The following is a 24763-nucleotide window of genomic DNA, read 5'->3' as shown; positions in this document are numbered from 1 at the left end:
TCTTCGACGGTGCCGCGCCGCCCGTCAGGTGCTCCGCCGCCGGGGCCGCCCATCGGAGGCGCGCTCGATCAGCCCGAGCTCCTCGAACGCCGTCAGCCATCCCGGCATGGGCCACCATCCCCAGCGGCGGTGGAAGACCGCCGCGTTGCGCAGGATGTCGTCGAGGTGTTCGACCGGCGGGTCCGACACGGGGTGGTGTTGGTGGAAGGCGTGGGCCCCGCCCACCCAGCGCAGCGGAACGCCTGCCGCCCAAGCGGTTTGGGCGAAGTCGGTGTCCTCGGCCCCGTAGCCGCGGTACTCCGGATGGAAGCCGCCGATGCGCTGCCAGGTCGCGGCGGACACGGCGAACGACAGCGACCAGAACAGCGTGTAGTCCGAGCCGTCGACGACCACGCCGTCGCCCGGAGCGGGTCGAACCGGGTGCGAGTCGACGAGGGACTCGAGGGTGGCCGGGTAGCCGGCGGGCCCCGGGGGCGGGAGGTAGGTGACCGGGCCGCACAGCAGGGCGTCACGGTGCTCGGGGGTGGCCGCCGCCGCGGTGTAGCGGTCGAGCAGCTGCACGCCGGGGATGCAGTCGACGTCGAGGAAGACGAGGAGGTCGGCGTCGCGGTCCAGCGCGGTGCGGGCGCCCGCGTTGCGGGCAGCGCCGATCGGCAGCCCGTCGGTGCCGCCGTCGCAGGTCACGACCTCGGCGCCCGCGGCCGCCCCGATCGCCGCGACGTCGGGATCGTCGACGGCGACGAGCACGTGCAGATCGGCCCGACGGGTGCCGCCGCGCAGGCCGGCCAGCTGGCGGCGCAGGTGCGCGTGGCGTCCGTGGGCCGTGGTGATCACCGCGGTCCTCATGGCACCCCGGCGGGTGCGAGGCGGTCGGCGGTGGCCTCGATGGCGCGGGCGGCGCGGACGGCGGCGTCCTCGGTCTGCCAGCTCTGCCACCGCTCGGGGTCCAGACGCAGGGCCCGGTCGACGAGTCCCGGCCAGGCGTCGTGCGCGGGCCACTCCCGGACGACGACCGCGAGCCCGTTGCGGGCGAGCGTGTCGGCGGTCGCGTCCTGTTCGCCGAACGGACGGCGCTGGGCCAGCACGATCGCCGGCCGCCGGGCCGCCGCCACGTCGGCGATGCAGCCCTGGCCGGCGTGGGTCACGACGACGTCGGCCGCGCAGACGTCGGGCCACGGGTCGGCGCTGACCGGACCGCCCGTCAATCCCAGTGTGCGCCAATCCATCTCGGGTAGGGCGGCGGCACACGCGTCGACGGTGGCCTGGTCGACGGCGGAGCCGCCGGACCCGCCGAGCACCAGGATCCGCGTGGGGCCGCCGCGACCGGGAGCCGGGGGACGGGGACGGTGGGCGAAGACGCTGATCCCACCGACGTAGCTGGTCTTGTACGCGTGGGCACGCAGCCACGCCGGCTCGTACGCCCCGGGCGGCCACGCGGCGATGAGGTGGTCGGCCAGCTGATGCACGGTGAGGTGGGGGGCGTCGGTGCGCTCGCCGGGCAGCGCCATGACGACCACGGGCACCCCCAGCAGCCGAGCCAGGGTGGCGACCTCCATCGACACGTCGACCACCATCGCCGAGGGCCGGGTCTGCTCGATCCATCTGGCCACCAACGCCATTCGCGCGGCCAGACCGTCGTCGTGGTGCGGCGCCCAGTGCAGCGCGCCGGACGCGGTGGGGTCGGGCCGCCGGGGCCCCGCATCGTCGCGGGGCAGGGTGACGACGCCGGCGAAGGGATGCTGGCTAGGAACGTCCAGCGAGGTCAGGACGGTGACCGGCTGGTGAAGGTGTGCGGAGATGGCGATGGCTCGGTGCAGATGCCCGCGACCGTGATGGTGGATGTAGTAGCCGATCATCGTTCTTCCCGTTCGGGTCGTCGAGCATGGTGCGGTACAGCCGCAGGTACGCGGTCACCATGGCCTCCGCCGAGCAGTGCGCCACCGCGTGTTCGTGCACCGTGGGGCGCGACAGGGCGATGGCCTCGGGGATGGCCGCGGCCATCGCCGCGGTGTCTCCCGGCGGGACCAGGCGCCCGCTTCGGCGCCCGACGGTCTCCGGAATGCCACCGCGGGCGAACGCGACCACCGGTGTTCCGCACGACATGGCCTCGGCCACGACCAGACCGTAGGGCTCGTCCCACACCGGGGTGACGAGCGCGGCCGCCGAGCGACCGACCAGGCGGCTCAGTTCGTCGTGGCGCAGGTGGCCCGCGTAGCGCACCCGGCCGCCGAGGCCCGGGGCGACGAGATCCTCGTAGTAGGCCTGATCGCTGACCGGTCCGGCGATCACCAGGGGTCGGTTCGCCAGTCGCGCCGCCTCGATGGCCAGGTGCGGCGCCTTCTCCGGGGTGATCCGCCCGAACCACACCAACTCGTCACCGCCCGGCCCGAGGCGCCACTGGTTGGTGTCCACGCCGTTGGGCACGACGGTGACGTCGGGCGCGGCATGGCTCCACGCATCGGCGGTGTGCCTGCTGACCGCGGCGAAGCGGGTGCCCGCGCCCCCGGTGACGAGCAGTGCGGACTCCAGCCACGGCGTCGGCGGGGTGTGCACGGTGGTCAGCATCGGCGTCGGCACCATGGGTGCCATCGCGACGGGCAGGTGGTGCAGGCTGTGGTTGTGGATCACGTCGTATCCACCGCCGCCGGCCCTGGCGAGACTCATCATGAGGCTCAGGTAGGCGTGGTGATCGGACATGTGGGCGGCCGCGGGCATCGACGAATCCGCAAGCGCCGCAGCCGACAACGTCAGCTCCCTGACGGTGAGGGTGTCGCAGCCGAGCCCGGGGTCCGAGCCGGGTGCGGCGAACAGCGACACGTCGTGGCCGCGGTCGGCCAGCGCGCGGGCCAGCTGCCAGACGTGCGCCTCGAGCCCGCCCGCGAAGGGCTGGCGCAGGGGAAAGCGGTTGGAGGCGATCAGCGCGACGCGCAACGGTGCGCTCATGCCACTGCTGCCGAGTAGACGTCGTAGTGGGCGTCGGCGACCGCGACGCGTTCGGCCAGGCGCTGCTCCCACGTGGCCCGCGGGACCTCACCGGCCCGCCAGCGGTCGTGACTGGCGTGCACCGCATCGCGCAGCGACGTCGCGTCGAAAGTGGTCTCGGTCAGCTCGTAGACCTCGCACGGCCGCTGTTCGCCGTAGAACCCGCAACTCGGCGCGATGACGGCGGTGCCGAGGTCGAAACACGCCTCCAGCCAACCGGAATGGGTGCCGAAGCGGTAGGCGAGCACCGACACCGACACGTCGGACAGGTACGCCCACAGTTCGTCGTCGGTGAACAGGGGGTGCACGCTCACCTCGACGTGGGGGTGGTCACCGTACCGCAGCAGTGCTAGACCGAGATCCGGTGCGTACCAATGGTTCTCGGGCTCGAAGATCTCGTCGTGCACGTCGATGCGAAGGACGGCGCCAGGAATCTCGCCGACGATCGGCGCGAGCGCGTCCAGCACGGTCAGCGGATCCATGTTGGCGCGCAGGCTCTTCGCGTGCACCGCGACGACGAACGGTCCGCCGTCGGGGCGGGGCGCCTCGATGCGGGCCGGGTCCAGCACGTGGGGATGGGGCAGCACCACGGGCGTGCGCTGCCACCGATCGGAGATGTGTTGTGCCGCACCGGGAGTCAACGTGATCAGGGAATGCGCCGCGGTGATCAGCACGTCCTGTTGCTCGTCGTGTGCCGTCCGCTGGGGGTGGTGCGGGTTGCGCAGATCGTGCACGGTGTAGACGAGCGGCTTGTCGTGCTCGTCGAGTTCGCGCAGCACCGACTCGAGGACTCGCGGTGAGCAGGAGTCGAATCCGAAGTGCACGTGAAACACGTCGAAGAGCCGGTGGTGCTCGGTCACCCAGCCCGGCTCGAACATCGCCGGCGGCCACCACTTGCCGGGCGCGACGTGTCCGTCGGCGGGGTCGGGATCGGGCAGTCGGCGCACTCCGTCGCCCCCACCGGGGTGGGCGAGATGGCGAACGTACACGTGCGACGCCGGCACCGAGGCGACCCGTAACACTGCAACTCCTTCACGACGGCGCAGCGTGGGGTCGACTCGTCTCGGCGCCCACGGAGGTGACCTGCGTCGTCGCTGACGCCGAGACGAGTCCCCGCGGCTGCTGGAGGACACTGGACGTGCACATACCCGGCCCCCCGCCCGGGAAACCCGCTACTGCGAGGGGGCGAACCGGTAGTCGATGTCTTCGCCGCGCACGGTGGTGACCACCAGCGTGAAGGGGCGCGGACCTGCGCCGACGAACACGTCGCAGGCCACGGTGGAGCCCGGCACGCCCTGCAGGTCGTCCCGGCACGCGGCGGCATAGGGCCGTTGGCCGAGCTGCTGCTGCACCCTGGCCTGCAGGGAGGCCTCGAGGTCGGCCTTCGCGATGTGCGGCACGACCACGAAGGTCATGACGAGGCCGTCGACGTGGTTGACGGCCACCATCTGATGGACCGTCGTGGGGCCGGTGGTGACGTTGCAGAAGGCGGTCGAACCGACGGTGCCCGCGAGCCCGGACTCACACGACACCGCGTCGACGGCGGCGGACCCCGCCCGCCGCACGGCGGCCCGCAACGACTCGTCCAGCTGGCCCTGGGTCATCGACGGCGTGGTGTCGTACGCGACGGCGGTGCCGTCGACGGCGGTCACCCGCGCGTTCGCCCGCATGCCCCCGCCGTCACCGAGGACGACGTCGCACGACGCAGTTCTGCCGACCTCGCCCACCAGGTCGGCCGGGCAGGTGACCGACCGAGGGGCCCGGCCCGCCGCGGTCAATTGGTTCGAGACATGTTCGCGCAGCGCTTCTTTGGAGACGACGGGGGTCGCATCGCGCTGATCGGGCCCGCCGCACCCCGACGCCGTCAGGGCGGCAACGGCCAGGCAGCCCACCGCTGCCGCCACTGCCCGCCTCAAGGGACCCTCCTGCACCGTCGACCGTCGTGCCCGCCGACGCCAAGGTACCCGGCCGGGTCGGCTAACCGTGCCGGTACATCGCCGCGATCCGGTCGGTGATCCAGTCGGCGTCCACCACGGCCAGGGTCTCGCAGTTGCGCTTACCGCAGATGCAGCCGTGCTCGGTGGCGCGGTGGTAGCGCGCCAGCCGCTCGAACTGCTTGAGGACGTGGTCGCGGGCCCGAAAGGCGGCCAGCATCTTCTCGCGGTGGTCCTCGGCGCGGTAGGTCTCGGCGTCGAGGTCGGCGAGCGCGTTGTCCAGGCGCAGGCGCAGCTCGTCCTCGTGGTCGCGGGCGAGGAGCAGTTCGTCACCCAGATGGTGCTCGCACGTGGGGCAGCACCAGCCGCGGGACCGGTCGCCGGCCTCCCATTCGTCCGACGCCATCCACTCGGGGAAGTCCAGGTCGCAACAGTCGCAGACGACGCGGGTGGGTCGGTCCATGCTCATGGTCAGCCTGATCGGGATCTGGTCGCGCGGGTCGTGCGACGTCTCCATCAACGGTGCCACGACCGTCGGGCGGCGGGCCTCTCAGACACGCCCACGCCAGCTGTGAGAAGGCGTCGGGCCGCGTCAGCGCGGCACGGAGTCGGTGTGCCCGAAGCAGGGTGGCCCCCAGAGCCCGCGCCCGGCGTCGCGGGCCTCCTGCTCGGCCGCGTCGATGGCGGCCGCGCGCTCGACCGGGCGGCCGCGATAGACGTAGGAGTGTGCGGCGCCGGCGCGGGCGGCCTCCACCGAGTAGTCCCAGCCGTCGGCGAGGTCGAGGTAGGCCAGGGTGCGACCGTAGCGATCGGTCCGGTCCTGCGACGGGTCGCCGATGAGCGCAACCCGTTGTCCGAGAAGCGTTTCCGTGGCGAACCGACTGGCCTCCTCGCCCCAGCAGGCGACGGTGTAGCCCGGTTTCTTCGTCTCGGGACTGTCGATGCCGAGCAGGCGGATCCGCAGCCGCCCGCGCACGTCGTCGCGGACGTCGACCGTGTCGCCGTCGACGACCCGCAACACCACCGCGGTGGTCGGCACCGCGTCGGCGCGAGCGACAGGCGGCGGCGAGGTGTCCACGATGACGGTCAGCGCCGTCACGCCGGCGAACAGCAACAGTGCCGCCCGGGCGGCCCGCCGGTGGTGTCCGACGGCGCCCGGCACACCCGCCGCCGCCGCGCACGAACCCGTCACACCGCCTACCGTAGATCGCGACACAGTCCCGGACCCGACTGAATGAGATCACGATGGCAACACCCGGCAGGCCGACGCGCACCGCTGCGGTGGCGAAGGTGCCCGACGACACGGCTCTGGCCTGGGAGCTCGTGGCGGCGGCGCGCCCGCACATGGCGCGGGCCGAGGCCGACGACGTCCACATCGCCATCGGCATCGGCGAGACGTTCGCGGCGATCGACGTGCTGATCACCGCCATCGCCAGGGATCGGATCGCCATCGGCGAGGATCTGCTCGCCACCGTCGGCACGTGGCTCGGGTGCTATCTCGGCCAGGACGCCGAACCGCGGTTGCGCCTCCTGCTGGCCGACGTGGCGCGGGCGTCGACGGACGCGATGTCGGCACCGGAGGGGCGTGCCGAACCATGGGCCGCCGCCGGGGCGGAGGCCTGAACACGCACAGCCGCAGACGAACTCGGCCCGTCACCAAGGGGGAGGAGGTGACGGGCCGAGATTCACGGGGAGTGGGGGAACTCCCTGGTCTACGGTAAACCCCGTTCCTGGCATTCAACCTCGGAGTCGCTGCAGGGCGACCGGGTAGGACGGGGCCAGGGGGGTTGGTGGATCAGGCGGCGGTGGGAAGCTCCGCCAGCGGGGTGCTGAAGTGGTAGTACAGATCGCCGCACGAGAGGCACGACACGTCGTAGCGGAACCCTCCGCCGTCGGCCACGCCGAGGCGGTAATCGAGGTCGCCGTCGCACCGTGGGCAGCGCGTCGCGTTGTCGACCGCTGAAGTCATCGCCAGGCCTTTCTTCGGGGTTCCGGATCGTCGAGATCCGGATACCCAAAAGCTAGGTAGGCAACCTAATAGTTTGCTTAGAAACGTCGCTCATTTGTCGAAGAACACCTGTGGCGGTCGACACGCGGGTGGCGCGCGACACGCGACGCGCCCAGCGGCAACCCGGCGCCAAGCCATGCGGCCCTTTACGATTGGCGCACTGGTGCACGTCGTCGATCGTGCCAGACCCCTCGTCTATTCCCTTGGAGCACCGTTTGTCGTTCATTGCCCGTGGCCGCGGTGCTGGCGCGGTGGGTCTGACCGCGCTGCTGGTCACCACCGCGGCGATCGTCGCGTCCAGCGCACCGGACTGCGGTCCCGGCCGCTGCCAAAACATGGCCGCGGGGATCGCGCCGAGGCCGTCCCCTCCGCCGCCGCCCTCGCCCACCGAGCCGGCGAAGCTCGTCGTCACGCCGGCCGCCGGCGCCACTGACGTGAGCCCGACCGACGCGGTCCGGGTCTCCGCCGTCACGGGGCGGATCGACGCCGTCTCGATGGTCAACGACGACGGCCGGGAGATCCCCGGCGCCCTGGCCCCCGACGGCACCTCCTGGGCGCCGAGCATCCCCCTCGGCTACGGCCGCACCTACACCGTCACGCTGGCCGGCCGCGGGCCCGGCGGGATGCCGACGCGGCAGACGTCCAGCTTCACCACCGTGGACCCCACCAGCCAGACCCAGGTCTACCTCAATACCGTCGGCTACGCGCCGATCCAGGACGGCGGCACCTACGGGGTCGGCATGATCGTCGTCGCCCACTTCGACGAGCCGATCACCGACAAGGCCGCCGCCGAACGACATCTGCGCGTCACCACCGAGCCGAGGACGCTCGGGTCCTGGTACTGGACCGACGACCAGACCGCGCACTGGCGCCCGCAGAAGTACTACGCACCGGGCACCCGGGTCGACGTCTCGGCCGACGTCTATGGCACCAAGTTGGGCGACGGCCTGTACGGCGAGCAGGACCAGCGGGTCGGCTTCACCATCGGCGACTCCCACGTCTCGGTCGCCGACGACGTCACCAAGCAGGTCACCGTCTACGACAACGGCCAGGTGGTCCGCACGATGCCCACGTCGATGGGCATGGGCGGCACCAAGACCTTCGGCGACCGGACGCTGTCCTTCTGGACCCCGCCCGGCGTCTACTCGGTGATCGGCAAGGCCAACCCCGTCGTCATGGACTCCTCGACGTTCGGCCTGCCCGTCGACAGCAGCCTCGGCTACCGCGAAACCATTCCCTGGGCCACCCAGATCAGCGGGGACGGCATCTATCTGCATCAGCTCAACGCCACGATATGGGCGCAGGGCAACACCGACACCAGCCACGGGTGCCTCAACCTGAGCGGCGACAACGCCAAGTGGTTCTACGACTTCTCGATACCGGGTGACATCGTCGAGGTCCGCAACACCGGTGGTCCGCCCCTGCGGCTGGACCAGAACGGCGACTGGACCATGCCGTGGGAGCAGTGGACGAAGGGCAGCGCCCTGCACGACGAGTGACGGCCCCGGGCGCCGACACCCGTACGGGCCTAGCTGCGTTGCACCAGCAGGGTCTGCGCCGACGTGCCGATGAAGCCGTCGCGATCGAAGATCTCCGCCGTCGTGGCGCCGATGCCGTCGGGCCCGATCGACCCGCGGGCCCGCACCGCGAAGTCCTCGCCCCGGGGCAACCGGTGCAGGTGCACGGCCGTGTCGGTGTTCATGAACACGAATCGGCTCGGATCCAGTGCTGCCCCAACGCCATTGGCGGAGTCGACCACCATGGCCAGCCGTTGCAGGCCGGTGGTCTCCTCGGCGTCGACCAGTGGCACCAGCGGACTCATCCACGCGATCGCGGCCTCACCGGGCGGCGTCGCCTGATTGCGCCAGGTGATCGTCTCCAGATATCCGGGTGCACCGTGCCAGCCGTGCGTCACGGCCATCGGCTCGCCCTCGACGAGCGGGGGATGGCGGTCGGTCACCACGTCGCTGGTGTCCGACGGCGCGAGCAGCCACGCGCTGACCCGCGCCACCGGACGGCCGCGGGAGCCCTCGGCCAGGGGCGACATCTCGGCGACCACGAGGGAGATGCGCGTGCCCGGCCTGTCCACCCATGCCCTGACCCGAACCGGTGCGACCGGAATGGCGCCGAGGATGTCGAGCAGCAGACGTCCGACGCGCAACCCGGACGGCGCCGCCAGCTCCTCGATGACCTTCGTCATCAACGCCAGCGGCGGTGACCCGTGCTGGATCTCGGCGTTCCAGTTGCTCGCCGTCCCCAGGGTGGACTCGAAGAGCTGATACTCACCGTCGACCCCGAGCCTGCGATAGAGACTGGTGATCACGCCGCGGGCTCCGCGGGTTCGCCGACGGTCGGCCAGCCCGGATAGGGCGGCGGCGTGCCACCGAAGATCGGGCAGTGGGCGTGGTGGGCGCACCAGTCGCACATGCGCGACGGGTTGGGCCGAAAGTCACCGGTGACCCCCGCGGCACGGATCGCGTGCCACATCGCCATCAGCGTCTTCTCGAAGCGCAGGAGCTCGTCGAGGTCGGGGGTGTAGTCGAGCACCTGACCGTCGGCCAGGTACAGCAGGCGCAGCCGCGCGGCCAGCACACCGCGCGAGCGCAGCAGCGCCACCGCGTAGAACTTCATCTGGAACAGCGCCTTGGCCTCGGCGAGCTCGCGCGCGACGTCGGGTGCCCGACCCGTCTTGTAGTCGACCACCCGCAACTCTCCGGTCGCGGCCACGTCGATGCGGTCGACGAAACCGCGCAGCAGGGTGCCGTCGGACAACTCGACCTCGACCCGCTGCTCGCAGCTCTCGGGGTCGAAGCGCGTCGGGTCCTCCAGGCGGTAGTACCCCGACAACAGACTGCGGGCTTCGTCGAGGAGCCGTGCCTGCACCTCCGGATCCAGCTCGCTCGCGACGTCGGGACGCGACGCCGCGACCTCCGCCCACGCCGGCTCGACCAACCTCATGGCGGTGCCGGGGTCGCGGTCGACCGCGGGCAGCGCGTACAGCCGCTCCAGCGCGCCGTGCACGACCGACCCGCGCACCTGCGCGGGCGAGGACGGCTCGGGGAGCCGATCGATGGCCCGCAGCCGATAGAGCAGTGGGCACTGCTTGAAGTCGCTGGCCCGCGACGGCGACAGCGCGGGACGCCGGACGGGCCGATCGGGCTCCGCCGTGGCCACCCCTGCCGCCGCGTCGTCACTCACACCCGAAGCTTAGGACGCGCGGCCGACAACCCCGAGGACCCGTCGCGGCGGGTCTGCTGGCAGGCTACGGGGCGTGAAACGCACCGGGCCGTTCGAGGTCGGCGATCGCGTCCAGCTGACGGACGCGAAGGGCCGGCACTACACGATGGTGCTCGCGCCCGGCGGCGAGTTCCACACCCACCGCGGCGCGATCACTCACGACTCGGTGCTCGGCCAGCCCGAGGGCTCGGTGGTCAAGTCCACCAACGGCGACCCGTTCCTGGTGCTGCGGCCGCTGCTCATCGACTACGTCCTGTCGATGCCGCGCGGTGCGCAGGTCATCTATCCCAAGGACGCGGCTCAGATCGTGCACGAGGGTGACGTCTTCCCCGGGGCCCGCGTGCTGGAGGCGGGCGCCGGGTCGGGCGCGCTGACGTGCTCGCTGCTGCGCGCCGTCGGGCCCGGGGGCACCGTCGTGTCCTACGAGGTGCGCGAGGACCACGCCGTTCATGCCGAGCGCAACGTCACCACGTTCTTCGGCGAGAAGCCGCCCAACTGGGACCTGCGGATCGCGGACCTCGTCACCTACGACGGACCCGAGGTGGACCGCGCGGTGCTCGACATGCTGGCGCCGTGGGAGGTGCTGGAGGCGGTGGCCGGAGCCCTGGTGTCCGGGGGAGTGCTGATGGTCTACGTCGCGACCGTCACGCAATTGTCACGGGTCGTGGAAGCGATGCGCGAGCAACTTTGCTGGACCGAACCGCGGGCGTGGGAGTCGCTGCAGCGCGGCTGGGACGTCGTCGGGCTGGCGGTGCGGCCGCAGCACTCGATGCGCGGGCACACCGCATTCCTGGTGTGCGCTCGCAAACTGGCGCCCGGCACGGTCACGCCGACGCCGTACCGCCGCAAGCGGCCGACGGTCTAACCGGTCGGCGTCGGCGTCGGTGCCGGCGCGGGGGCGGGAGCCGGGGACGGCGGCGGTGCGGGGGCCGGTGGCGGAGCGGGGGTCGGCGGCGCAGTGGTCGGGGTGGCGGCGGTGACGAGCGGCAGCAGTTGGTCCGCCGTGTTCCGGCTCAGCTGCCAGCCGTCCCTGACCGGCACGAACTCCATCGGAAAGGTGAACGGCGGAGCCGCGGGATTGCCCGCCGCGATCGTGACCACGGCGGTCAGGTGGCCCGGGGCGCCCGCCCAGGCGAGGTCGGTCGCGTCGACCGTCAGCGGAACGTAGCCGCTGTCCTTGAGGGCCTCGCCGAAATTGGCGAGCGCGGGCAGGTCCTCGGCCGTCGCATATTGCACCAGGCCGAGCTTCTGATCAGCGGGAACGGAAGTATCGGCGAGCCGCTGGATGACCCCCGTCAGCTGGTCGACCGGGGGTAGGGGAGCGGCGAGCGGCGCGGTCGGCATCGCCGAGTTCAACGTCGTGCCCTCGGTGGCGGAGGCCGGTGGCCGATCGTCACCACACCCGGCAAGCCCGAGCGCCGCCACCGAGGTGACGGCGCTCAGGACGAGGACGAGGGTGCGGTGCACCGACGGTTACGGCTCCGCCGGGAGGCGGACTAGCTCGACGAGGACAGCAGGGCCAGCGCGGACTGCTTGGACAGCTGCCATCCGCTGGGGCTCGGTCCCGCGACGAAGGACACGGGCACGGTCTTGGTGGCGCCGGTGGCGGCGGTGGCCGTGACGTTTGCGGTCGCGGTCGTGCCGTCGGAGTCGATGTCGGCGACGAGGAACGTCAGGGGGAAGTAGCCCTCTTGCGCGGCCTTGTTGTACTCACGGTCGGCGGCAATGCTCTCGAAGCGGCCGAGGCCGCCCTCGATGTAGGTGCCCTTTGCGCCGGAGAACGAGCCGGGTCCGGCGAGTCCGGTGAGGGTGTCGGTCAGCGGCTGCTGCAGTTGCGGCGACGGCGCCTGCGGTAGCGGGATGCCCATCACGACGGGTTGGATGGCCGCCGTGGTCGATGACGCGCCCGAGCTCGCGCTCTGTGCAATAGACGTCACACCGCCCGCTGCTGCGGCTACGACGGCTGCTGCTGCCACGCCGGTAACGAGGGATTTCAGGATCACGGCTGTCCTTCCGATCGGTCGTGCTCACATAGGAGGCTAACAGTGTTGCTGGTGTGTCGAATTCCTACACCGCACACGAACTCTGAATCGCCGGTAGCGTTGAAGGTGTTACTGCACCAACTTTCGGTGCGGGGAGGGGCGCAACATGAGTGAACGACAGCCCATGTCCGGCGAGGATGCCGCCGAATTGGAGCAGCTTCGGCGCGAAGCCGCCATGCTGCGAGAGCAACTCGAGCAAGCGGTGGGTCCGAACAGCGGCCTGCGCAGCGCTCGGGACGTACACCAGCTCGAGACGCGCATCGATTCCCTGGCCGCGCGCAACGCCAAGCTGATGGACACCCTCAAGGAGGCCCGTCAGCAGTTGCTGGCGCTGCGTGAGGAAGTGGACCGGCTCGGGCAACCGCCCAGCGGTTACGGGGTGCTGCTGGCGACCCACGAGGACGACACGGTCGACGTGTTCACCTCCGGACGCAAGATGCGGCTGACGTGCTCGCCGAACATCGAGGTCAAGGATCTCAAGCAGGGCCAGACGGTCCGGCTCAACGAGGCGTTGACGGTCGTCGAGGCGGGCGCCTACGAGGCCGTCGGCGAGATCAGCACGCTGCGCGAGATCCTGGCCGACGGACACCGGGCGCTCGTCGTCGGGCACGCCGACGAGGAACGCATCGTGTGGCTGGCCGAACCTCTGGTGGCCGCGGAGTTCCTGCCCGACGAGGCGGACGCCGACGGCAACGACGACGACTGGAAGCCGCGCAAGCTCCGTCCCGGAGACTCGCTGCTGGTCGACACCAAGGCCGGCTATGCGTTCGAGCGCATCCCAAAGGCCGAGGTCGAGGATCTCGTCCTGGAGGAGGTGCCCGACGTCAGCTACCACGACATCGGTGGCCTGACCCGCCAGATCGAGCAGATCCGCGATGCCGTCGAGCTGCCGTTCCTGCACAAGGACCTCTACCGCGAGTACTCGCTGCGGCCACCGAAGGGCGTGTTGCTCTACGGCCCGCCCGGGTGCGGCAAGACACTCATCGCCAAGGCCGTCGCGAATTCGCTGGCGAAGAAGATGGCCGAGGTGCGCGGCGAGGACGCCCGCGAGGCGAAGTCCTACTTCCTCAACATCAAGGGCCCCGAGCTGCTCAACAAGTTCGTCGGCGAGACCGAGCGGCACATCCGCCTGATCTTCCAGCGGGCCAGGGAGAAGGCATCGGAGGGCACGCCCGTCATCGTGTTCTTCGACGAGATGGACTCGATCTTCCGCACCCGTGGCACCGGCGTCAGCTCCGACGTCGAGACCACGGTGGTCCCGCAGCTGCTGTCGGAGATCGACGGCGTCGAGGGCCTGGAGAACGTCATCGTGATCGGCGCCTCCAACCGCGAGGACATGATCGACCCGGCGATCCTGCGGCCCGGCCGCCTCGACGTGAAGATCAAGATCGAGCGGCCCGACGCCGAGTCGGCGATGGACATCTTCTCGAAGTACCTGACCGTGGACCTGCCGGTGCACGCCGACGACCTCGACGAGTTCTCCGGTGACCGGGCCATCACGATCAAGACGATGATCGAGAAGGTCGTCGACCGGATGTACGCCGAGATCGACGACAACCGGTTCCTCGAGGTCACCTATGCCAACGGTGACAAGGAGGTCATGTACTTCAAGGACTTCAACTCGGGCGCGATGATCCAGAACGTCGTCGACCGTGCCAAGAAGTACGCGATCAAGTCGGTGCTGGAGAGCGGTCAGCGCGGGTTGCGCATTCAGCACCTGCTCGACTCGATCGTCGACGAGTTCGCCGAGAACGAGGATCTGCCCAACACGACCAATCCGGACGACTGGGCCAGGATCTCGGGCAAGAAGGGCGAGCGGATCGTCTACATCCGCACGCTCGTCACGGGCAAGAGCTCGTCGGCGAGCAGGGCCATCGACACCGAATCCAACCTGGGTCAGTACCTGTAGGGCCAGCAACGTCCGATACGGCCCAGCTCCCGCGGGAGCTGGGCCGTTCGCCGTCCCGGGTCGAGGCGCACGACCGCCACCGCCGGGCTTCCCCTAGGCTGAGTGTCATGCAACGGATCATCGGTACCGAGGTCGAGTACGGCATCTCTTCGCCGTCCGACCCGACCGCCAATCCGATCTTGACCTCGACGCAGGCGGTGCTGGCGTACGCGGCGGCCGCGGGAATTCAACGGGCCAAGCGGACGCGTTGGGATTACGAGGTCGAGTCACCCCTGCGCGACGCGCGCGGCTTCGACCTCAGCCGGGCCACCGGCCCGCCGCCGATCGTCGACGCCGACGAGGTCGGTGCGGCGAACATGATCCTGACCAACGGCGCGAGGCTCTACGTCGATCACGCCCACCCGGAGTACTCCGCCCCCGAGGTGACCGATCCGCTGGACGCGGTCATCTGGGACAAGGCGGGGGAGCGCGTCATGGAGGCCGCGGCCCGCCACGTGGCGAGCGTGCCGGGGGCGGCCAAGCTCCAGCTCTACAAGAACAACGTCGACGGCAAGGGCGCCTCGTACGGCTCGCACGAGAACTACCTCATGAGCCGTCAGACCCCGTTCTCGGCGGTCATCAGCGGGCTGACGCCGTTCCTGGTGTCGCGGCAGGTGGTCACCGGCTCCGGGCGGGTGGGCATCGGTCCCGCCGGCGACGAGCCGGGTTTCCAGCTCACGCAGCGCGCCGACTACATCGAGGTCGAGGTCGGCCTGGAGACCACGCTCAAGCGCGGCATCATCAACACCCGCGACGAACCGCACGCCGACGCCGACAAGTACCGCCGTCTGCACGTCATCATCGGCGACGCGAACCTCGCCGAGACGTCCACCTACCTCAAGGTGGGCTGCACGTCGCTGGTGCTCGACCTCATCGAGGAGGGCCCGGCGCACGGGTTGGACCTCAGCGACCTGGCGTTGGCGCGCCCCGTGCACGCCGTGCACGTCGTGAGCCGCGACCCGTCGTTGCGCGCGACCATCGCGCTGGCCGACGGGCGCGAGCTGACCGCGCTCGCCCTGCAGCGCATCTATCTCGACCGGGTGGCCAAGCTCGTCGACTCGCGCGATCCCGACCCGGCCGCGGCCCGCGTCGTCGAGACGTGGGCGAACGTCCTCGACCTGCTCGAGCGCGATCCGATGGAGTGTGCCGAGATCCTGGACTGGCCGGCGAAGCTGCGTCTGCTGGAGGGCTTCCGGCAACGGGAGAACCTCGGCTGGTCCGCCCCCCGGTTGCACCTGGTGGACCTGCAGTACTCCGACGTGCGGCTCGACAAGGGGCTCTACAACCGGTTGGTGGCGCGCGGGTCGATGCGGCGCCTCGTCACCGAGCAGCAGGTCATCGACGCCGTCGACAATCCGCCCACCGACACCCGCGCCTACTTCCGCGGTGAGTGCCTGCGCCGGTTCGGCGCGGACATCGCCGCGGCCAGCTGGGACTCGGTGATCTTCGACCTCGGCGGCGACTCGCTGGTCCGCATCCCGACGCTGGAGCCGCTGCGCGGCAGCAAGGCTCACGTGGGGGCATTGCTGGAATCGGTGGACAGCGCGGCCGAACTCGTCGAGCAGCTCACGACCTGACGACCGGCATTCCCGGCACCGACCGGTAGGGTGGAAGAACTGCGGGCTGTGAGTCCGCTGACGAGTGCTCCGCCGAGGAATCGGCGGGCTTCGACGAGACGCAGGAGGCACCGATGGCCCAGGAGCAGACCAAGCGTGGTGGTGGCGGCGGCGATGACGACGACTCCACCGGCAGCACTGCCGCTGGCCAGGAACGTCGCGAGAAGCTCACCGACGAGACCGACGATCTGCTCGACGAGATCGACGACGTGCTCGAGGAGAACGCCGAGGACTTCGTGCGGGCATACGTCCAAAAGGGCGGACAGTGACCTGGCCGCCTAACGATCGGCTGTCACCTTCCCCTCAGTTTCACGGAGCTCTCGGAGCGCTGTCCGGCTCGATGGACATGTCGTCCTTCTCGGAGTTGTTGCGCAGGCAGGCTCCGCACCTGCTGCCCGCCGGTGGCCCCGAGGGTGAGCCGATGGTGAGCAACGCGCTGCCCCACGGCACGACGATCGTGGCCATCAAGTTCCCCGGCGGCGTGCTGATCGCGGGTGATCGCAGGTCCACCCAGGGCAACATGATCGCGGGTCGCGACGTGCAGAAGATCCACGTGACCGACGACTACACCGCGACGGGCATCGCGGGCACCGCGGCCATCGCCGTCGAGTTCGCCCGTCTCTACGCCGTCGAGCTGGAGCACTACGAGAAGCTCGAGGGTGTTCCACTGACGTTCGCGGGCAAGGTGAACCGCTTGGCCATCATGGTGCGCGGCAACCTCGGTGCGGCGTTGCAGGGCTTCGTCGCCCTGCCGCTGCTGGTGGGCTACGACCTCGACGACCCGAACGCCGACGGCGCGGGCCGCATCGTGTCGTTCGACGCGGCCGGCGGCTGGAACGTCGAGCAGGAGGGTTACCAGTCGGTGGGGTCGGGATCGATCTTCGCCAAGTCGTCGATCAAGAAGCTCTACTCGCGGGTGACCGACGCCGAGACGGCGCTGTCGGTGGCCGTCGAGGCGCTCTACGACGCCGCGGACGACGATTCGGCGACCGGCGGTCCCGACCTCGTCCGCGGGATCTACCCGACGGCGGTGGCCATCCAGGCCGAGGGGGCCGAGGAGATCGCCGAGGAGCGCATCGCCGGGCTGGCCCGCGAGGTCGTCGAAAGGCGCACGCGCGACCGGTCGTTCGGCATCGACGACGGGACGGTCGACCTGTGAGCTTTCCGTACTTCATCTCACCCGAGCAGGCGATGCGTGAGCGTTCCGAGCTCGCGCGCAAGGGCATCTCCCGCGGCCGCAGCGTCGTGGTGCTGATCTACTCCGGGGGCGTGCTGTTCGTGGCGGAGAACCCGTCGCGGTCCCTGCAGAAGGTGTCCGAGCTCTACGACCGGGTGGGCTTCGCCGCGGTCGGGCGGTTCAACGAGTTCGACAACCTGCGCCGCGGCGGCATCCAGTTCGCCGACACGCGCGGCTACGCGTACGACCGACGGGACGTCACGGGGCGCCAGCTCGCCAACGTGTACGCCCAGACGCTGGGCACCATCTTCACCGAGCAGGCCAAGCCCTACGAGGTCGAGCTGTGCGTCGCCGAGGTCGCCCACTACGGCGAGACGAAGACGCCGGAGCTCTACCGCATCACCTACGACGGGTCGATCTACGACGAGCCCGAGTACGTCGCGATGGGTGGCAACACCGAGCCAATCCTCAACGCGCTCAAGGAGTCCTACACCGGTGACGCCGGACTGAGCGAGGCCACCAAGATCGCCATCGACGCGCTCAAGTCGGGCATCGCGGAGAGCACCGCCAACGGCGCCGAGCCCCGTACGCTCGGTCCCGCCACGCTGGAGATCGCGATCCTCGATGCCAACCGTCCGCGGCGCGCGTTCCGGCGCATCACGGGCCCGGCGTTGGAATCGCTTCTCCCGGTGGAGGATTCGGTCGCCGAGTAGGCGCATCGCCGTCGCGTAGATGCGCCTCCATGGTGGCGCGCAGATCGTGGACGAACGTCTCGAACAGCCGGAGCTGTACGGGCGGATAGCGCGTCATCATGGCATCCAGGCGTGCGCCGAGCGGCCCGAAGTACTCCTCGGCCAGCGTGGCGACCTGGGCGGTGGTGTGCAGGGTGACGACGCGCCGGTCGGCGTGCTCCCGCGACCGCACGACGTGCTCGGCGCGTTCGAGGCGATTGATCAACGCGGTCGTCGCGCCGGACGTCAGCGAGACGCGCTCGCCCAATCGTGCTGGCGTCAAAGGACTTCCGAGTTGCTCGGCCTCGAAGATCTCCAGCAGGGCCACGGCGTCGGTGTGGTGCAGTGACAGCCAGGTCGCGAATCGTCGGCTGACTTCGGTGAACGTGGCGCCGTAACCGCGCAGGCCGGCCATGACCCGGGCACGGTGCGCCGCGACGTCATCGGGCGGCGATTCGCCCATGCTCTCCTCCTCCCGCGTTTGACAGCGCCGACGTGGCCGCGATAACTTCGCGAAAAAGATACTTCATCGTAAAGGTAATTGCTGTGCACCTCTCCTCGACGGCCACCCGATGGCTCGGTCTGATCGCCATCGCACTCGGGGTGGCGCTCATCGTGGTCGACACGACCATCGTCAACGTCATCGTCCCATCGATCGTGCGGGATCTCGGCGTGACGTCGGCGCAGGCCCAGTGGATCCAGGAGTCCTACGCCATCGTCTTCGCCGCACTGCTGCTCGTGGTCGGGCGGGTGGCCGACATCCTCGGGGCGCGCCGGGTGTTCCTCACCGGCGTCGTACTCTTCGGCGCCACCAGCCTGCTGGCCGGTCTCGCCCCGACGGGCGCCCTGCTGGTGGTGGCGCGCTTCCTGCAGGGGGCCGGGGCAGCGCTGATCCTGCCGACGTCGCTGTCACTGCTCAACGCCCTGTTCACGGGCAAGGCCCGCGGTCAGGCGTTCGCGGTGTGGGGTTCCACCATCGGCGCGGCGACGGCACTGGGCCCCCTCCTGGGCGGCTGGCTGTCCGAACACGCTTCGTGGCGTTGGGCTTTCGGCATCAACATCCCTCTTGTCGTCGTCATCTGCCTCGGCGCCGTCGCGTTCCTGCCGCGTTCGCCGCGCACCCCGGGACGCGTCGACGTCGCCGGTGCGGCGCTGTCCATCGTCGGGCTGGGCCTGCTCGCCTTCGGGTTGATCGAGGGGCGCACCTACGGCTGGGTCGTGAGCATTGCACCGCTGCGGGCGCTCGGGGTCTCGTGGACGCGCGGGCCGTCGCCGGTCCTGGTCGCGCTGGTGCTCGCCGCCGCCGCCCTGGCCGCCTTCGTGGTCCGACAGGTCGCGCTCGCCAGGGCCACCCCGGCCGGGCAGCCGACGACGGCGCTCATGGACGTCCGGTTGTTCTCGATCGGCTCGTTCCGCAGCGGCAACGTCGCCACGCTCATCATCGGTCTCGGCGAATTCGGCATCGTCGCGGTGCTCCCGCTGTGGCTGCAGTTCGCGCTCGGATACAGCCCGGTGCAGGCGGGGTTGGCCCTCGTCCCCATCGCCGTCGGCAGTTTCGTCGCGAGCGGGGCGAGCTTCGGCCTGGCGACGTCGATGTCGGCGCTGGGACTCGTCCGCCTCGGGTTGGCGCTGGAGGCCGTCGGCCTGGTCGGTCTCGGCATGGTCGCGCGCCCGGACGCCTCGTGGTGGGCGGTCGCCGCGGCGTTGTTCGTCTACGGCATCGGCGTGGGGTTCGCGACGGCCCAGGTGACCAACGTCGTGCTGGCCGAGGTGCCCGAACCGAGTGCGGGTCAGGGGTCCGGGGTGCAGAGCGTGTTTCGGCAGCTGGGTTCGGCGCTGGGCATCGCGGTGCTGACCACGACGTTCTTCAGCATCTTCACTAGCCGCCTCGGCTCGGACCTGACCGCGGCCGGGCTACCCGCGGATCAGGCGCACCGGCTGACCAGTGTGGTCGTCGGTAGTGCCGGGGCCGCGATCGACGGGCTCGCCGCAGCCCCGCAGACCGCCGCCGTCGCCGACGCGGCGCGTGCCGCCATGGCGCACGGCGTGGCGTTGGGCAGCTGGCTGGCAGCGGGGTTCCTGCTCGCCGGGCTGCTCGCGACGCTGCTCATCGCGCCCGTTACGACGACGGAGGCCGCGCTCAGTCGATGACGTCGTCGAGGGTGTCCGACCTGCCCGTGGCGATCTCCTTGAGCTTGTCGACCGAGTGGGTGGCGATGTCCATCGAGCTCTCGACGATGCCCTGCACGCCCTCGGACACGTCGCCCTTGAGGATGTGACCCGCGCTGTCGACGATGTCGGCGGTCCGGTCGATGGCGTTCGTGGCGATGTCCTTGACCGACTCGATGGCATCCCTGGGGTTGAAGCCCATCAGAATCTCCTCCTCCGACGACCTGGCACGTCGGCCAGGGCCTGATCCTTGTCGGGGCTGACTGTAGCCCCGATCGGCGTCGTCCGGTGGCCCGCCGACGACCTCGACGACCGAGCCGTTTACGGATGGGCTGGTGGGTGTCACGACGCACGTCTCCGGTAACCCGTAAGCTCGGCTAGGTGCAGCGGCGAATCATGGGCATTGAGACCGAATTCGGTGTGACGTGCACTTTTCACGGTCACCGACGCCTTTCTCCCGACGAAGTCGCGCGCTATCTGTTCCGCCGCGTCGTCTCGTGGGGCCGCAGTTCCAACGTGTTCCTGCGCAACGGCGCTCGGCTGTACCTCGACGTGGGGTCCCATCCCGAGTACGCGACGGCCGAATGCGACAGCCTCGTCCAGCTCGTCACCCATGACCGCGCGGGTGAGCGGGTCCTGGAGGACCTGCTGATCGACGCCGAGCAGCGCCTCGCCGACGAGGGCATCGGCGGCGACATCTACCTGTTCAAGAACAACACCGACTCGGCCGGCAACTCCTACGGCTGCCACGAGAACTATCTGATCGTCCGCGCGGGCGAGTTCTCCAGGATCTCCGACGTCCTGCTGCCGTTCCTGGTCACGCGCCAATTGATCTGTGGCGCGGGCAAAGTGCTGCAGACCCCGAAGGCCGCGGCGTTCTGCTTGAGCCAGCGTGCCGAGCACATCTGGGAGGGCGTCTCCAGCGCGACGACGCGCAGCCGGCCCATCATCAACACCCGCGACGAGCCGCACGCCGACGCCGAGAAGTACCGGCGGCTGCACGTCATCGTCGGTGACTCCAACATGTGCGAGTCGACCACCATGCTGAAGGTGGGCACGGCCGCCCTGGTGCTGGAGATGATCGAGGCGGGCGTACCGTTCCGGGACTTCTCGCTGGACAACCCGATTCGGGCGATCCGCGAGGTCAGCCACGATCTGACCGGTCGGCGCCCGGTGCGCCTGGCCGGCGGACGGCAGGCCAGCGCGCTGGACATCCAGCGCGAGTACTACAGCCGCGCCGTCGAACACCTGCAGACCCGCGAGCCCAACGCCCAGATCGAGCAGGTCGTCGATCTGTGGGGCCGCCAGCTCGACGCGGTGGAGAGCCAGGACTTCGCCAAGGTCGACACCGAGATCGACTGGGTGATCAAGCGCAAGCTGTTCGAGCGCTACCAGAACCGCTACGACATGGAGCTGTCCGATCCCAAGATCGCCCAGCTCGACCTGGCGTACCACGACATCAAACGCGGTCGTGGGGTCTTCGACCTGTTGCAGCGCAAGGGTTTGGCGGCGCGGATCACCACCGACGAGGACATCGAGGCCGCGGTCAACGAGCCGCCCCAGACCACGCGCGCGAAGCTGCGCGGCGAATTCATCAGCGCCGCGCAGGCCGCCGGACGCGACTTCACCGTCGACTGGGTGCACCTGAAGCTCAACGACCAGGCTCAGCGCACGGTCCTGTGCAAGGACCCGTTCCGCTCGGTCGACGAACGCGTGAAGCGGCTCATCGCCTCGATGTAGGCCCCGCCGCTCACCCCGACTCCCGGACGATCAGCGTCGGGTCCAGCCGCACCGATTCGGGGTCCGCGCCACCGAGCACGTCGATCAGCAGGTTCACGCCGTGGCGGCCCATCTCGTGCATGGGGGAGTGCACGGTGGTCAGGGGGATGGGCAGCTCGGCCGCGAGCGGGGTGTCGTTGTATCCGATGAGCGAGATGTCGTCGGGGACCCGCAGGCCCCGGTCCCGCAGCACACCCATCGCCCCGATCGCGGCGAAGTCGTTGGTGGCGAAGATCGCGTCCGGGTACGGCTCGGTGGCCAGGAGCTTCTCGGCGGCCTCCCGACCGCCCGCGGCGTCGAACGGGCCCCACGCGATGCGCTCCTTGGGGACCCGCAGCCCGGCGTCGGCGAAGGCCCGAACCGCGCCCCTGGTCCGTTCGATGGCCGTCGAGGCGAACGGCAGCCCGGCGAGCACGGCGAGGTCGCGCCGGCCGGCCTCGAGGAGCCGACGCCCGACCAGCGTGCCGCCGAGCAGGTCGTCGCACGTCACCGACGCGTGGTCGGCGCTGCGCCGCGACACCAGCACGAACGGAACTCCGCGCGCGGCGAGGTCGGCGAGCAGTGCGTCGTCGTCGCGGGCGTCGCCGAAGATCATTCCCTCGACACGACGCTGCAGCATCATCTCGGTGCGCACCGCCCTGCTGGCGGGGTCGTCGAGGGAGTTGGTGACGAACGTCGAGAAGCCGTTCTCCGTGGCGGCCTCGTCGATGCCCTCGTAGACCGTGGCGAGGACGAAGTCCTGCAACCGGGGGACCAGCACGCCGATGAGCGACGACCTCGAGGTACGCAGACTCGCGGCGTGCGGGTTGGGTCGATACGCCCGTGCGGCCGCGTACTCCCTGATCCGGGCGACCGTCTGAGCCGACGCCCACCGCAGTGCCTCGGCGTCACCCGCGTTCAGCACGCGGGACACCGTCGACACGCTGACGCCGACCTGCTCGGCGATCATCCGCAGCGTGACGGGCGCCGGGCGGCTCTCGGCGGGCGTCCCCGTGTCCGTCATCGCCCTCCTCGACGTGGCAACGCGGGTCCGTGCGCGCCCGCAAACCATGACCCTAGCGGCGGGCCTGCGACGTAACACGGCGGTTCCCCCGAATTTACCCAAACGTTTGGCCCAAACCTTTGCGCCAAACGTTTGGGTGGGTTGTACTTGCCGTGTGCCGTGCCCCGTGCCGGCCAGTACGTGCCCACGTCCACTCCGACGGAACGGTCGAACCCATGCCCCGCGTCGTCGTCCTCGCCACCGGCGGGACCATCTCGTCGCGCCGCGCCGGCGGTGCGGTGACGGCGGTCGATGACGCCGCCACCACCCTGGCCGGCGTGGCGATGGACGGCGTCGCCGTCGAACACCGCGACGTGCTGCGGATCGGCTCCTATCGCATGACGCTCGCCGACGCGAGGGCTCTCGCCGAGGAGGTCGAGCGCCAGCTGCACCGTGTCGACGTCGACGGCGTGGTGGTCACCCACGGCACCGACACCATGGAGGAGACGGCGATCCTGCTCGACCTCGTCCGCGACGGCGCCGAACCCGTCGTGCTCACCGGCGCGCAGCGGGCCGCCGACGCCGCCGATGCCGACGGTCCGCGCAACCTGCGCGACGCGATCACCGTCGCCGCCGACCCCGCCGCCCGCGGCCGCGGCGCGCTGGTCGTCTTCGGGGGGTCGGTGTGGGCGGCCAGGGGGGTCCGCAAGTCGCACACCGTGGACCTCTCGGCCTTCACCAATCCGGCGGGCGCCGTGGGTGGCGTGCATTCGGGAACCGCGGAGCTGCAGCGTGTTTCGCCACGACCGGCACCGCTGGCCCTCCCGACCGCCGACTTCGACTCGGTCCGCGTGGACGTGGTCACCGCCTACCTCGGCAGTGACGACGTGCTGCTGCGCGCCGCCGTGGCGGCGGGAGCCCGGGGAATCGTGCTGGCCGCCTTGGGAACCGGCAACGCGCCGCCCGGCGTGGCCGAGAGCGTGGCCGAGATCTGCCGCGCCGGTGTGGTCGTCGCGCTGTCGACGCGCGCGGCGGCGGGACCGATCGTCCCCATCTACGGCGCCGGGGGTGGCGTCGACCTGGTGGCCGCCGGCGCCGTTCCGGTCGCGCTGCCCGCCCCGCAGGCCCGCGTCGCGATGGCGCTGCTGCTGTCCTCGCAGCGCACCGCAGCCGAGGTCGTCGCCGCCCTCGACGTGTACGCCTGATCCCAATGTCCGCTGCTCGCAAGGTAATTGGAAGGGAATGATCACCGTGACCAAGGCCAATGGCAAGGAGATATTCGTCGCCTTCGGCGTCGACGTCGATGCCGTGGGGGGCTGGCTCGGCTCCTACGGTGGCGAGGACTCGCCGGGTGACATCAGCCGCGGACTGTTCGCCGGCGAGGTCGGCGTGCCGCGGCTCAACCGGCTCTTCGACCGCTACGGACTGACCACCACGTGGTTCTGGCCGGGGCACTCCGTGGAGACGTTCCCCGATCAGTTCGAGGAGGTGGTCGCCGCCGGGCACGAGATCGGGGTCCACGGCTACAGCCACGAGAATCCGATCGCGATGAGCCGCGCGCAGGAATCCGAGATCCTGGACCACTGCATCGACCTCATCTCGACGAGGACTGGCCTACGGCCCACCGGATACGTCGCGCCGTGGTGGGAGTTCAGCAGGGTCACCAACGAACTGCTGATCGAGCGGGGCATCAAGTACGACCACTCGCTGATGCACCGGGACTTCGAGCCGTACTACGTGCGCGTCGGGGACTCCTGGACTCCGATCGACTACGACCAGCCGGCGTCCAGCTGGATGAAGCCGCTGGTGCGCGGTCAGGAGACCGATCTCGTCGAGATCCCGGCGAGCTGGTACCTCGACGACCTGCCGCCGATGATGTTCATCAAGACCAGCCCCAACAGCCACGGATTCGTCAACCCCCGGCACATCGAGGAGATGTGGCGCGATCAGTTCGACTGGGTCTACCGCGAAAGCGACTATGCGGTCTTCACGTTCACGATTCACCCGGACGTGTCGGGGCGTCCGCAGGTGCTGTTGATGCTCGAGCGTCTCATCGAGCACATCAACGCCCACGAGGGCGTCACGTGGACCACGTTCGACGCCATCGCCGACGACTTCCTGGCGCGCCGGCCGCGCGCGCCGAAGGCGTAGGGGCCCG

General features: G+C 70.2%; 27 protein-coding genes. 12 read left to right on the top strand and 15 right to left on the bottom strand.

Features of this window, described 5'->3' with window-relative positions; translation table 11 throughout:
* Positions 1-24 precede the first annotated feature (24 nt).
* The 7 genes from G6N60_RS16565 to G6N60_RS16535 all read right to left on the bottom strand — a co-directional run bounded on the left by G6N60_RS16565 (position 25) and on the right by G6N60_RS16535 (position 6108).
* Positions 25-846, bottom strand: coding sequence for a glycosyltransferase family 2 protein (locus G6N60_RS16565; protein WP_163739319.1), 822 nt, complete (start codon positions 844-846; stop codon positions 25-27).
* Positions 843-1856, bottom strand: coding sequence for a glycosyltransferase (locus tag G6N60_RS16560; RefSeq protein ID WP_163739318.1), 1014 nt, complete (start codon positions 1854-1856; stop codon positions 843-845). The genes G6N60_RS16565 and G6N60_RS16560 overlap by 4 nt, the downstream gene beginning before the upstream one ends.
* Positions 1744-2943, bottom strand: coding sequence for a glycosyltransferase (locus G6N60_RS16555; protein ID WP_163739316.1), 1200 nt, complete (start codon positions 2941-2943; stop codon positions 1744-1746). Before G6N60_RS16555 ends, G6N60_RS16560 begins: the two co-directional genes overlap by 113 nt.
* On the bottom strand, positions 2940-4004 hold the full coding sequence (locus tag G6N60_RS16550) for a glycosyltransferase family protein (RefSeq protein ID WP_163739314.1): 1065 nt from the start codon (positions 4002-4004) through the stop codon (positions 2940-2942). The genes G6N60_RS16555 and G6N60_RS16550 overlap by 4 nt, the downstream gene beginning before the upstream one ends.
* A 150-nt stretch (positions 4005-4154) precedes the next feature.
* A complete protein-coding gene (locus G6N60_RS16545; protein WP_163739312.1) occupies positions 4155-4898 on the bottom strand; it encodes a DUF4333 domain-containing protein in 744 nt (247 codons plus the stop codon).
* Between the two features lie 61 nt (positions 4899-4959).
* Complete coding sequence (locus G6N60_RS16540) at positions 4960-5433, bottom strand: hypothetical protein (RefSeq protein ID WP_163730772.1); 474 nt, start codon at positions 5431-5433, stop codon at positions 4960-4962.
* A gap of 75 nt (positions 5434-5508) precedes the next feature.
* Positions 5509-6108: a thermonuclease family protein gene (locus G6N60_RS16535; protein ID WP_246240760.1), complete on the bottom strand. Its 600-nt coding sequence runs from the start codon at positions 6106-6108 to the stop codon at positions 5509-5511.
* Between the two features lie 53 nt (positions 6109-6161).
* On the opposite strand from G6N60_RS16535, the gene G6N60_RS16530 reads away from it, so the two are divergent.
* Complete coding sequence (locus G6N60_RS16530; protein ID WP_163739310.1) at positions 6162-6539, top strand: hypothetical protein; 378 nt, start codon at positions 6162-6164, stop codon at positions 6537-6539.
* Positions 6540-6711: 172 nt separating this feature from the next.
* Here G6N60_RS16530 and G6N60_RS16525 read toward each other — a convergent pair whose 3' ends face one another.
* Positions 6712-6885, bottom strand: coding sequence for a hypothetical protein (locus tag G6N60_RS16525; RefSeq protein WP_163739308.1), 174 nt, complete (start codon positions 6883-6885; stop codon positions 6712-6714).
* 218 nt (positions 6886-7103) lie between these two features.
* Here G6N60_RS16525 and G6N60_RS16520 point away from each other — a divergent pair, with 218 nt between their 5' ends.
* On the top strand, positions 7104-8423 hold the full coding sequence (locus G6N60_RS16520; RefSeq protein WP_407665255.1) for a L,D-transpeptidase: 1320 nt from the start codon (positions 7104-7106) through the stop codon (positions 8421-8423).
* A gap of 29 nt (positions 8424-8452) precedes the next feature.
* Here G6N60_RS16520 and G6N60_RS16515 read toward each other — a convergent pair whose 3' ends face one another.
* Together G6N60_RS16515 and G6N60_RS16510 are read right to left on the bottom strand one after the other, a co-directional pair.
* Complete coding sequence (locus G6N60_RS16515; RefSeq protein ID WP_163739306.1) at positions 8453-9247, bottom strand: thioesterase family protein; 795 nt, start codon at positions 9245-9247, stop codon at positions 8453-8455.
* The gene (locus G6N60_RS16510) at positions 9244-10122 is read right to left on the bottom strand and encodes a RecB family exonuclease (RefSeq protein ID WP_246240757.1); all 879 of its coding nucleotides are present in this window, start codon (positions 10120-10122) and stop codon (positions 9244-9246) included. Before G6N60_RS16510 ends, G6N60_RS16515 begins: the two co-directional genes overlap by 4 nt.
* Before the next feature lie 73 nt (positions 10123-10195).
* On the opposite strand from G6N60_RS16510, the gene G6N60_RS16505 reads away from it, so the two are divergent.
* Positions 10196-11026, top strand: a complete 831-nt coding sequence (locus G6N60_RS16505) for a tRNA (adenine-N1)-methyltransferase (protein WP_163739304.1) — start codon at positions 10196-10198, stop codon at positions 11024-11026.
* Here G6N60_RS16505 and G6N60_RS28305 read toward each other — a convergent pair.
* On the bottom strand, positions 11023-11628 hold the full coding sequence (locus G6N60_RS28305) for a lipoprotein LppK (RefSeq protein ID WP_179969704.1): 606 nt from the start codon (positions 11626-11628) through the stop codon (positions 11023-11025). The two genes, G6N60_RS16505 and G6N60_RS28305, sit on opposite strands and share 4 nt — an antisense overlap.
* A 29-nt stretch (positions 11629-11657) precedes the next feature.
* Entirely contained in the window at positions 11658-12164 is a 507-nt protein-coding gene (locus G6N60_RS16495; RefSeq protein WP_163739302.1) for an MTB12 family secreted protein, read from the bottom strand.
* Between the two features lie 145 nt (positions 12165-12309).
* On the opposite strand from G6N60_RS16495, the gene arc reads away from it, so the two are divergent.
* The 5 genes from arc to prcA all read left to right on the top strand — a co-directional run bounded on the left by arc (position 12310) and on the right by prcA (position 17657).
* Positions 12310-14112, top strand: coding sequence for a proteasome ATPase (gene arc / locus G6N60_RS16490; RefSeq protein WP_163739300.1), 1803 nt, complete (start codon positions 12310-12312; stop codon positions 14110-14112).
* A 107-nt stretch (positions 14113-14219) separates the two neighbouring features.
* Entirely contained in the window at positions 14220-15728 is a 1509-nt protein-coding gene (gene dop, locus G6N60_RS16485; protein ID WP_163739298.1) for a depupylase/deamidase Dop, read from the top strand.
* A 113-nt stretch (positions 15729-15841) separates the two neighbouring features.
* On the top strand, positions 15842-16036 hold the full coding sequence (locus tag G6N60_RS16480; RefSeq protein ID WP_163739296.1) for a ubiquitin-like protein Pup: 195 nt from the start codon (positions 15842-15844) through the stop codon (positions 16034-16036).
* Positions 16033-16926 (top strand): proteasome subunit beta, encoded by an 894-nt coding sequence (gene prcB / locus G6N60_RS16475; RefSeq protein WP_372510917.1) that lies wholly within the window; start codon positions 16033-16035, stop codon positions 16924-16926. The genes G6N60_RS16480 and prcB overlap by 4 nt, the downstream gene beginning before the upstream one ends.
* Positions 16923-17657: a proteasome subunit alpha gene (gene prcA, locus G6N60_RS16470; RefSeq protein WP_163739292.1), complete on the top strand. Its 735-nt coding sequence runs from the start codon at positions 16923-16925 to the stop codon at positions 17655-17657. The genes prcB and prcA overlap by 4 nt, the downstream gene beginning before the upstream one ends.
* Here the strand turns inward: prcA and G6N60_RS16465 are convergent.
* A complete protein-coding gene (locus G6N60_RS16465; RefSeq protein WP_163739290.1) occupies positions 17602-18138 on the bottom strand; it encodes a MarR family winged helix-turn-helix transcriptional regulator in 537 nt (178 codons plus the stop codon). The genes prcA and G6N60_RS16465 overlap by 56 nt on opposite strands.
* An 83-nt stretch (positions 18139-18221) precedes the next feature.
* Between G6N60_RS16465 and G6N60_RS16460 the strand changes: the two genes are divergently transcribed.
* On the top strand, positions 18222-19826 hold the full coding sequence (locus G6N60_RS16460; protein WP_163739288.1) for a DHA2 family efflux MFS transporter permease subunit: 1605 nt from the start codon (positions 18222-18224) through the stop codon (positions 19824-19826).
* Here the strand turns inward: G6N60_RS16460 and G6N60_RS16455 are convergent.
* Complete coding sequence (locus G6N60_RS16455; protein WP_163739286.1) at positions 19816-20046, bottom strand: Rv1893 family protein; 231 nt, start codon at positions 20044-20046, stop codon at positions 19816-19818. The two genes, G6N60_RS16460 and G6N60_RS16455, sit on opposite strands and share 11 nt — an antisense overlap.
* 179 nt (positions 20047-20225) lie before the next feature.
* On the opposite strand from G6N60_RS16455, the gene pafA reads away from it, so the two are divergent.
* Entirely contained in the window at positions 20226-21584 is a 1359-nt protein-coding gene (gene pafA, locus G6N60_RS16450) for a Pup--protein ligase (protein WP_179969703.1), read from the top strand.
* A 10-nt stretch (positions 21585-21594) separates the two neighbouring features.
* Here pafA and G6N60_RS16445 read toward each other — a convergent pair whose 3' ends face one another.
* The gene (locus G6N60_RS16445; protein WP_246240754.1) at positions 21595-22626 is read right to left on the bottom strand and encodes a LacI family DNA-binding transcriptional regulator; all 1032 of its coding nucleotides are present in this window, start codon (positions 22624-22626) and stop codon (positions 21595-21597) included.
* A 215-nt stretch (positions 22627-22841) separates the two neighbouring features.
* Here G6N60_RS16445 and G6N60_RS16440 point away from each other — a divergent pair, with 215 nt between their 5' ends.
* Together G6N60_RS16440 and G6N60_RS16435 are read left to right on the top strand one after the other, a co-directional pair.
* Entirely contained in the window at positions 22842-23810 is a 969-nt protein-coding gene (locus tag G6N60_RS16440) for an asparaginase (RefSeq protein ID WP_163739281.1), read from the top strand.
* Between the two features lie 37 nt (positions 23811-23847).
* The gene (locus tag G6N60_RS16435; protein WP_163739279.1) at positions 23848-24756 is read left to right on the top strand and encodes a polysaccharide deacetylase family protein; all 909 of its coding nucleotides are present in this window, start codon (positions 23848-23850) and stop codon (positions 24754-24756) included.
* The last annotated feature ends 7 nt before the right edge of the window (positions 24757-24763 follow it).

This window comes from Mycolicibacterium madagascariense (assembly GCF_010729665.1).
Taxonomy (GTDB): Bacteria; Actinomycetota; Actinomycetes; order Mycobacteriales; family Mycobacteriaceae; genus Mycobacterium; species Mycobacterium madagascariense.
This window is presented reverse-complemented; position numbering and strand designations above follow the sequence as displayed.